This is a genomic window from Actinomadura sp. CNU-125 (assembly GCF_001942465.1).
In the GTDB taxonomy this organism is placed as follows: domain Bacteria; phylum Actinomycetota; class Actinomycetes; order Streptosporangiales; family Streptosporangiaceae; genus Spirillospora.
In genome coordinates, this window is record NZ_MKJY01000216.1 from 1 (window position 1) to 9,195 (window position 9,195).

The following is a 9,195-nucleotide window of genomic DNA, read 5'->3' on the forward strand; positions in this document are numbered from 1 at the left end:
CCTATCCGGGACGCATCAGATAAAGCCGTCTTCATCTTCTACCTGCAAGGTCATTCCACACCTGAGGTTACAAGCTCGTTCGTGGGCCGCGAGGCGGGATCAGACTGACCGGACCTCCCTTGGGGCCTGGCATGGCGCGGCACAGCGTGGCCGTCCTGCTCCGGGTCTACGCGAAGTGTGTGCGGGGCAGGAGGATGCCAAGCGCAGGATCACGGCTGGTGCCAGGCCGGACGGCGCCTAGACTTCGGCGCGGACGGCCGTAGAGGGTCGGTGACGATCACCGGACCCTATGCCAACGGCCCCTGGCCGCGTTGAAGCTGGTCAGGGGCGTTTTGGCTGGTGTGGCGGGTCCAGGATTCGAACCTGGGTAGGCTAAGCCGACGGATTTACAGTCCGCTCCCATTGGCCACTCGGGCAACCCGCCTGGTGTCGCGCTCGGCGACGGCACTTGAAAGAATAGCGGACGGTGCGAGTGGACGTGACATCGGTGGTGTGTGAGGTTCGGGGGTGCAGGCGCTAGCCTGCGCTTGAGCTGTGATGACGTGGTGAGGTCTGTGGTGCGTTCAGGAACGATCGTCAGTTTCGACAATGTGCGGGGGTACGGGTTCATCGTGCCGGACGGGGGTGGTGAGGACGTGTTCGTGCACGCCAACGACCTTCTGGACGACAAGAGCCTGTTCACGCCCGGGACGGTGGTGGAGTTCGAGGTCGCGCAGGGGGAGCGGGGGCCGAAGGCGTTCGCGGTGCACGCGCTGGAGCCGCGTTCGGACGCGGGGCCGCCGGTGCGGCGGTCGGAGTCGTTCGACGACGACGCGCTGTGCGACGTGCTGTCGTCGCGGCAGTTCAGCAACGAGATCACCGACGTGCTGCTGGTCAAGGTGCCCGAGCTCACGGGCGGGCAGATCGTGAAGATCCGGGAGACTCTGCTGGCGGTGGCGCAGAAGCACGGGTGGACCGAGGACTGAGCCGGGCGCCGCGGGAAGGTCGATACGCTTCGTCGACGTGCTAATGAGGGGACACGATGGCCGACAGTAGTTTTGACATCGTCTCTAAGCTCGACCGGCAGGAGGTCGACAACGCGCTGAACCAGGCCGCGAAGGAAGTGGCCAACCGGTTCGACTTCCGGAACGTGGACGCGGGGATCAAGTGGTCCGGGGAGACCATCGAGATCCAGGCGAACACCGAGGAGCGCGCGAACGCCGTGCTGGACGTGCTGAAGGACAAGCTCGTCAAGCGGGGGATCTCGCTGAAGGCGATCGATCCGGGGGAGCCGAAGCTGTCGGGCAAGCTGTACAAGCTCGGCGTGGCGCTGAAGGAGGGCATCTCCCAGGAGGACGCCAAGAAGATCGGCAAGATCGTCCGGGACGAGGGCCCGAAGGGCGTGAAGGCGCAGATCCAGGGGGACGAGCTGCGGGTCAGCTCGAAGAAGAAGGACGACCTGCAGGAGATCATCTCCCTGCTGAAGGGCAAGGATCTCGACGTTGCCCTTCAGTTCGTCAACTATCGCTGACGAGAGCGCGCCGGCCGTCTCCCCCGCAGAGACGGCCGGCGCGCTCTCGTTTTCTTATGACGCGGCGGAGCCGGGGATTGTTCGCGCCGATTTCAGCGGGCCATGCGTTCGAGGCGGGCGATGCGGTCGGCGGTCGGCGGGTGGGTGGAGAAGAGCTTGCCGATGCCGGCGCCCTGGAACGGGTTGGCGATCATCAGGGAGCTGGTGGTGGCGAGCTCGGGGTCCTGGGGCAGGGGCATCGCCCGGGTGCCGGCGTCGATCTTGCGGAGCGCGGACGCGAGGGCGAGGGGGTCGCCGGTGATGCGGGCCCCGGCGGCGTCGGCGGCGTACTCGCGGGTGCGGCTGATCGCCATCTGGACGACGGCGGCGGCGACGGGGCCGAGGACGAGCATGAGGAGCGCGCCGAGGATGCCGGGGCCGTCGTCGTCCTCGGAGCGTCCGATCGGGAGGAAGATCGCGAGGTGCGAGAGGTAGGTGATCACGGTCGCGATGGCGGCGGCGACCGAGGAGATCAGGATGTCGCGGTTGTAGACGTGTGAGAGTTCGTGTCCGAGGACGGCTCGCAGTTCGCGTTCGTCCAGCATGCGCAGGATGCCGCGGGTGCAGCAGACGGCGGCGTTGCGCGGGTTGCGGCCGGTGGCGAACGCGTTGGGCTGCATGGTCTCGGAGACGTAGAGGCGCGGCATGGGCTGGCGCTGGGCGGTGGCGAGTTCGCGGACGAGCCGGTACAGGACGGGCGCTTCGACCTCGCCGACCGGGTGCGCGCGCATGGAGCGCAGCGCGATGCGGTCGCTGAAGAAGTAGGCGACGCCGTTGGTGCCGAGCGCGATGAGCAGGGCGATGGTGAGGCCGGTGCCTCCGCCGATCACCCAGCCGACGGCGAGCATCAAGGCCGACAGCGCAGCGATGAGTGCTGCGGTTTTGATGCCGTTGAACTGCACTTTTCCGAAGCCTCCCCGTTTGCTCCACCCAACACCGAGAACGGTGTGACCTGGCGAAACGTTCCCGTCAGGTCGCGGCGGTCACCGTCTGCAGGATGACCTGCGGCGCGACGGACAGGACGAGCGCGCCCGCGGCCGTCGCGGCGACGGCGAAGCGAATCGGCAGGCCGGGGACGGTTTCAGGGGTCGGGTTGGTGGGTTCGGTGAACAGTCGGACGGCCCATAGAAGGTAGTAGTAGAGGCCGATGACGGTGTTGATCGCCATGACGACGGCGAGCCAGACGACGTCGCCCGCGACGACGCCGCGGAACACGACGACCTTCGCGAACAGCCCCATGACGCCCGGCGGGAGCCCGGCGAGGCAGATGAGGAAGAAGGCGAGGGCGGCGGCGGTGAAGGGGCTGCGGCGGGCGAGGCCGCGGTAGTCGTCCAGGGTGTCGACGGTCTGGCGGCGTTCGGCCGTGCGGCGGAACCCGGTGACGACGGCGAACGCGCCGAGGTTCATGACGGCGTAGAAGGCGACGTACGCGGTGGTGGCGGCGACCGCCTCGGGAAGGTGGTCGGTGCCGACGGCGAGCGGCGCCAGCATGTACCCGGACTGCGCGACCGACGACCAGGCCAGCAGGCGGATCGCGGTGCGCTGGCGGAGCGCGACGAGGTTACCGAGCGTCATCGTGACGGCGGCGAGGACGGCGACGAGCGGTCCCCACACGTGCGCGTAGGCGGGGAATCCGAGGGACAGGACGATCGCGAGCCCGGCGAATCCGGCCGCTTTGGACACGACGGACAGGAACGCCGCGACGGGGAGCGGGGCGCCCTGGTAGACGTCCGGGGCCCAGAAGTGGAACGGGACGGCCGCGACCTTGAACGCGAATCCGGCGAGGACGAGGACGATCCCGGCGGCGGCGACCGCGTCGAGTCCGGCGGGGAGTTCGGCGAGGGCGGGGGCGATCCGGTCGAGGTGCATGGCGCCGGTCGCGCCGTAGAGGAGGCTGACGCCGAACAGCATGATCGCGGCGGAGACGACGGAGACGAGGAAGAGCTTGAGGGCGGCCTCGGAGGCGGTGCCGTCGTAGCGGCGCAGGCCGACGAGCGCGAACACCGGGAGCGAGAGGGTTTCGAGCGCGACGACCAGCAGGATCAGGTCGCGGGCGGCGACGAGGGTGAGCGCGCCGACGACGGCGGCCAGCAGGAGGAAGTGGTACTCCCCCGCCGGGATCCGCGCGTCGGTGAGCTGCTGCGCCGAGAGCAGGACGACGATCACGGCGGCGAGGAGGACGATCCCCTGGAAGGCGAGCGTGAAGTCGTCGGCGACGTACGAGCAGGACGCGGGGCCGTCGCCGCGCAGGCCGTCCGGGAGGCAGAGGGTGGCGCGCCGGTCGCCGGTGCCGAGCGCGAGGACGGCGGCGAACGCGGCGGCGAGGGCGGTGGCCGACAGCGGGCCGAGGAGGCGGCGGGGCACGCCGAACGCGTCGCCGAGCAGGAGCGCGACGGCGGCGACCGCGATGATCAGCGGCGGCGCGACGGCCGCGTAGTCGATGCCCTGGATCATCAACCGCCTCCCAACAGGGCGCGCACGGGCGCGGTCGTCACGTCCAGCAGGGTTTTCGGCCACAGCCCGATGAACAGGGTGAGCGCGACCAGGGGCAGCCAGGCGGCGTACTCCTGGACGGTGACGGCGCGCCGTCGCGGGGCGCGGCCGGCCGGTCGGGGCGGCCGTGGGTGATCTTGGAGAGCATGCGCAGGAAGTAGGCGGCGGTGAGGACGGCGCCGAGCGCGGCGACCGCCAGGAAGATCAGGAACGGGGTGCGGGGCAGGTCGGGGGCGGGCCGGTACGCGCCCATGAGGGCCATCATCTCGCCCCAGAATCCGGCGAGGCCGGGCAGCCCGAGGGACGCGACGGACGCGAACGTCAGGACGGACGCGAGGCGCGGCGACGTCGTGAGCATGCCGCCGCCGAGGGCGTCGAGGTCGCCGGTGCCCCAGCGTTCCTTGACCGCCCCGGCGAGGAAGAACAGCAGGCCGGTGACGAGGCCGTGCGCGATGTTGCCGAACAGGGCGGCGTTCACGCCGACGGGCGTCAGCGTCGCGATGCCGAGCAGCACGAACCCCATGTGCCCGACCGACGAGTACGCGATCATCCGTTTGAGGTCGCGCTGCGCGAGGCACGCGAGGGCGCCGTAGACGATGCCGATCACGGCGAGGAGCGCGAGCCACGGCGCCCAGAACGCGGCGCCGTCCGGGGCGAGCGGGAGCGCGACGCGGACGAGGCCGTAGGTGCCCATCTTGAGCATGACCCCGGCGAGCAGGACGGACCCGACGGTCGGGGCCTCGGTGTGCGCGTCGGGCAGCCACGTGTGCAGCGGCCACATCGGCGCCTTGACCGCGAGCCCGAGCGCCATGAGGGCGAACGCGGTGACCTGGAGGCCGTGGGCGACGCCGGAGCCGTGCCGGGCGGCGAGCTCGGTCATGTCGAGCGTCCCGGCGTCGACGGCGACCAGCAGCATCCCGGCGAGGAGCAGGCCGGAGCCGAGGAGGGTGTAGAGGATGAACTTGTACGCGGCGGCGCGCCGTCCCGGGCCGCCCCACAGCATGATCACCGCGTACATCGGGAGCAGGACGACCTCGAAGAACACGAAGAAGAGGACGAGGTCGAGGGAGGTGAAGGTGCCGAGCAGCCCGACTTCCAGGACGAGGAGGAGGGCGGTCAGGAGCCGCACGTCGCCGCCGTCCGGCACGTGCCGGAGCAGGTGCAGGAAGCAGAGGAAGGTGAGGAGCGCGGTGAGGGCGACGAGCGGGAGGGAGATCCCGTCGACGCCGAGGTGGAAGCGCAGGCCGATCGCCGGGGCCCAGGCGCGGTCGACGCCGAGCTGGACGGCGGACGCGTCGCCGTAGTCGAACGCGCCGAGCGCGGCGACGGCGACGAGCAGCGTCGCACCGGACACCAGCGTCCCGAACCGGCGGACGGCGAGGCCGGTCGCGAGGAACCGGCCGCGCGGGAGGAGGAGGGCGAGCGCCCCGACGAGCGGGATCGCCATCATCACGACGAACGTCACTGGAAGATCACCACCACGGCCGCGATGACGACGACGCCCGCGATCAGCCCGGTGAGGTAGGTCTGCGGGTTGCCGTTCTGGGGGATGCGCAGCGGCCCGGCGAGGCGGCGCGCGGACCGTCCGGTCTCGACGACGGCGGTGTCGATGCCGCGCGCGTCCGCCGTGAGGACGAGGCGCGCGAAGGCCCTTATGGGGCGGACGATTGCCAAGGTGTACAGCTCGTCCACGTAGAAGGCGCGCGCGAAGACCGGACGGACGGGTCCCAGCGCGCGCGCCGGGTCGAGTGCGGGATCGCGGTTCCAGACGAGGAACGCGGCCCCCGCACCGAGCACGGTCAGGACGGCGCCGAGCAGTGCGGAGCCGAGGTGCGGGCGGAGTTCGTCCGCGCCGAGCCCGAAGAACCCGATGATCGCGGCGGGCACGGCGAGCGCCGCGACCGTCCACGACATGATCTTCGACGGCTCGCGGATGTCGTGCGTCCCGCGCGGCTCGCCGAAGAACGTCATCAGCCACGTGCGGGTCGCGTAGGCGGCGGTGAGCGCGACGGTGAGGAGCAGGCCCAGGTAGACGAGCCAGGCGATGCCGCTCGGGATGTTCGGTGGACTCTCCACCATCACCACCTTGCCGACCGTGATCATGGTGCACCCGATGCGTTCACACAGGTCCGACACGTCCTCGCCCGGTGCCAATGCGGCGATCGAGCTATCGAACCTGCCGGACGGCTCGCCCGCGAGCAGGCGACCGTCCGGCGGCGGGAGAACGGGGGCGGCGCCGTCGCCCAGTTCGCCGCCGTGCAGGGCGGAGTGCTGGGCGGCTTCGATGATCGAGTCCTTGCTGAACCAGCCGGACAGGGGCGGGACGCCCGCGAGGGCGCCGAAGCCGATCGTCATCGACCAGAACGTGATCGGCATGCCGTGCCGGAGGCCGCCGTAGCGGGCGAGCATGTTCGTGCCGGTCACGGCGATCACGCACCCGGCGGCGAGGAACAGCACCGCCTTGAACGCGCCGTGCGAGAGGAGGTGGAAGATCGCGGGGGTGTGCGCGCCGACGGCGAGGCCCGCCGCCATCACGCCGAGCTGGCTGATCGTGGAGTAGGCGAGGACGCGCTTGAGGTCGTCCTGGGCGAGGGCGGCGAGCGCCGCGCCGATCATGGAGATCACCGCGAGGACGCCGAGGACGGCCAGTGCCGCCGGGGCCGCCGCGAACACGCCGAACAGCCGCGCGACGACGTAGACGCCCGCCGCGACCATCGTCGCGGCGTGGATGAGCGCGCTGATCGGCGTCGGGCCAGCCATCGCGTCCGGCAGCCAGGTGTGCAGGGGGAACTGGGCGCTCTTGCCGACGACCCCGGCGAGCAGGAGCAGCGCGGCGACGGTGACGGTCGTGTCCGGGAGCACGGCGACGTGCCGCAGGACCTCGTCCAGTTCGAACGATCCGGCGCCGACGCCGAGGACGATGATCCCGACGAGGAACCCGGCGTCGCCGAGCCGCGTCGTCAGGAACGCCTTGACCGCCGCCCGCGAGTACTCCCGCTCCTCCCAGTGGTGGCCGATCAGGAAGTACGAGCAGATGCCCATGACTTCCCAGCCGACGTACAGGACGAGCAGGTCGGCGGCGAACACGACGAGCAGCATCGCCGACGTGAACAGCGACACGAAGGCGGCGTAGGACGAGTAGCGGCGGTCCCCGTCGAGGTAGACGACCGAGTACGCCTGGACGGCGAGCGCGACGCAGCACACCATCAGCGCGACGACGGCCGACAGCCCGTCCACCTGCAGCGCGACGCGGATCGGGACGGTGCCGGTGTCGACGACCGTGAACGCGCCCGTGCGGGCGCCGGGGTCGCGCCAGACGGTCCACGCGACGATCGCCGCGAGGACGAGCGACACCGCCGCCGGGACGCACGCGATCAGCGCGGGCCCGTTGCGGAGCGGCGAGCGCGGGGGCGTCCCGCCGCGCAGGGCGCGGGTCAGGCGGGGGCCGAGGAGGAAGCCGGCGAAAGCGGCGGCGAACGGGAGGAGCGCGGTCAGGGAGGCGAGCACGATCACCGGGCGGCCTCCTCGTCCCGGACGTCCGCGTCCGCCGGCGCCGGACGCTCCGCGCGGTCGTCCGGACGGTCGTCCGGACGGCTGTCCGCCCGGTCTTCGGCGAGGTCGCGGAGGCGATCGACGTCGATCATCCGGCGGTTGCGGTAGACCAGCAGGACGATCGCCAGCCCGATCCCGATCTCCGCCGCCGCGATCACGATCGTGAACAGCGTGAGGACCTGGCCGCCGTGCAGCCGATCCCGCAAGTACACGTCGAACGTGACGAGGTTCAGGTTCACGGCGTTCAGCATCAACTCGACCGACATCAGGACGAGGATCGCGTTCCGCCGGGCCAGCACTCCGTACACGCCGATGGAGAACAGCAGCGCGGCGACGACCGTGGGGTAGGCGAGGTGCATCAGCGCTCGCCCTCCCGCTCGTGATCGTCGTCGTCGTTGTCCGTGCCGACGTCCGAGCGCGACAGCACGATCGCGCCGACCAGCGAGGCCAGCAGCAGCACCGACAGCACCTCGAACGGCAGCACCCAGGTGCGGAACACCGCCGAGCCGAGCTGCTCGGCCGAACCGGCGCCGCCGTCGCCGAGCGGGATCCGCTCGTCGCCGAACCCCATGACCAGCACGGTGACCAGGACGGCGGCGGTCGCGGCGGCCACGGCGGCGGCGACCCACCGGTTCGGGGAGTCGAGGTCGGCGGACTCGCCGATCGGCGCGCGGGTCAGCATGATCCCGAACAGCAGCAGCACCACGATCGCGCCGACGTAGATCAGCACCTGCACCCACGCGACGAACTCGGCCGTCAGCACCAGGTAGCCGCCCGCGAGCGCGCCGAACGACACGACGAGCCACAGCGCCGCATGGACGAGCCGGCGCGTCGTCACGACGAGCAGCGCGGAACCGACGGCGACCGCGCCGAGCAGCGCGAACACGATCTCCTGGCCGGTCACCGCGCGGCCCCCGGGGGCCTGCGGGCGGCGCGGGCGGCGGCCTTCTCCGCCGCGCCGAGCTCCTTCGGGTCCTCGGCGGCCGGGTCGGGGGCCTGCGGCGGCGGGACCGTCCACATCCACTCCCGCAGCCGGTCCTTCTCGTGCGTCAGTTCGGCGATGTCGTACTCGGCGTACTCGAACTCCGGCGACCAGAACAGCGCGTCGAACGGGCACACCTCGACGCAGATGCCGCAGTACATGCACAGCGAGAAGTCGATGGCGAACCGGTCGAGGACGTTCCGTGTGCGCGCGCGCCCACCGCCCTCGGCCGGGAGCGTCTCCTTGTGGGAGTCGATGTAGATACACCAATCCGGACATTCACGGGCGCACAGCATGCACACCGTGCAGTTCTCCTCGAACAACGCGATGACGCCCCGGCTGCGCGGTGGCAGATCGGGCTGCACTTCCGGATACTGGCGCGTAATGGAACGCCGCGTCATCGTCCGCAACGTGACGGCCAGCCCCTTGGCCAGCCCGCCTCCTGGTAGCCGTCCCACGGCCCCATGATTGCGTACTGCGGGGCGTGGGGGAACGCGACGGCCGCCGCGTTCGTCGTACGAGACGTGGGTCAGCCGGTCCGTACCGCGATCGGCCTGCGGCGAGGAGGTCAGGTGAGCCACGCGAACGGCCCCAAGGAACCAGGCCCCGGTCGGCACGG

The 9,195-nt window shown here is 71.0% G+C and carries 8 protein-coding genes, 1 tRNA gene and 1 pseudogene; 2 read left to right on the forward strand and 8 right to left on the reverse strand.

Annotated features, from left to right (window positions below; genetic code table 11):
• Positions 1 to 342: 342 nt before the first annotated feature.
• Positions 343 to 424, reverse strand: a tRNA-Tyr gene (locus BJF79_RS23820).
• A 130-nt stretch (positions 425 to 554) separates the two neighbouring features.
• On the opposite strand from BJF79_RS23820, the gene BJF79_RS23825 reads away from it, so the two are divergent.
• Both BJF79_RS23825 and BJF79_RS23830 read left to right on the forward strand, forming a co-directional pair.
• On the forward strand, positions 555 to 965 hold the full coding sequence (locus BJF79_RS23825) for a cold-shock protein (RefSeq protein ID WP_262402483.1): 411 nt from the start codon (positions 555 to 557) through the stop codon (positions 963 to 965).
• Positions 966 to 1,021: 56 nt separating this feature from the next.
• Entirely contained in the window at positions 1,022 to 1,510 is a 489-nt protein-coding gene (locus BJF79_RS23830; protein WP_075900586.1) for a YajQ family cyclic di-GMP-binding protein, read from the forward strand.
• Between the two features lie 92 nt (positions 1,511 to 1,602).
• On the opposite strand, the gene htpX is transcribed toward BJF79_RS23830, so the two are convergent.
• From htpX to BJF79_RS23865, 7 genes and pseudogenes are all read right to left on the reverse strand, one after another.
• Entirely contained in the window at positions 1,603 to 2,451 is an 849-nt protein-coding gene (htpX, locus tag BJF79_RS23835; protein ID WP_075900588.1) for a zinc metalloprotease HtpX, read from the reverse strand.
• Between the two features lie 67 nt (positions 2,452 to 2,518).
• A complete protein-coding gene (locus tag BJF79_RS23840) occupies positions 2,519 to 4,003 on the reverse strand; it encodes an NADH-quinone oxidoreductase subunit N (RefSeq protein ID WP_075900590.1) in 1,485 nt (494 codons plus the stop codon).
• A 37-nt stretch (positions 4,004 to 4,040) separates the two neighbouring features.
• Positions 4,041 to 5,507, reverse strand: coding sequence for a NuoM family protein (locus tag BJF79_RS23845; protein ID WP_262402484.1), 1,467 nt, complete (start codon positions 5,505 to 5,507; stop codon positions 4,041 to 4,043).
• Positions 5,504 to 7,555 carry an NADH-quinone oxidoreductase subunit L gene (locus BJF79_RS23850; RefSeq protein WP_075900592.1) on the reverse strand — a complete coding sequence of 684 codons (2,052 nt, stop codon included), beginning with the start codon at positions 7,553 to 7,555 and terminating at the stop codon, positions 5,504 to 5,506. Before BJF79_RS23850 ends, BJF79_RS23845 begins: the two co-directional genes overlap by 4 nt.
• 113 nt (positions 7,556 to 7,668) lie before the next feature.
• Positions 7,669 to 7,953: pseudogene (gene nuoK, locus BJF79_RS23855) on the reverse strand (NADH-quinone oxidoreductase subunit NuoK); the annotation flags it as partial.
• Entirely contained in the window at positions 7,953 to 8,498 is a 546-nt protein-coding gene (locus BJF79_RS23860; RefSeq protein WP_075900596.1) for an NADH-quinone oxidoreductase subunit J, read from the reverse strand. The pseudogene nuoK and the gene BJF79_RS23860, both read right to left, overlap by 1 nt.
• Positions 8,495 to 9,034, reverse strand: a complete 540-nt coding sequence (locus tag BJF79_RS23865; protein ID WP_187357047.1) for a NuoI/complex I 23 kDa subunit family protein — start codon at positions 9,032 to 9,034, stop codon at positions 8,495 to 8,497. The genes BJF79_RS23860 and BJF79_RS23865 overlap by 4 nt, the downstream gene beginning before the upstream one ends.
• Positions 9,035 to 9,195: the final 161 nt, after the last annotated feature.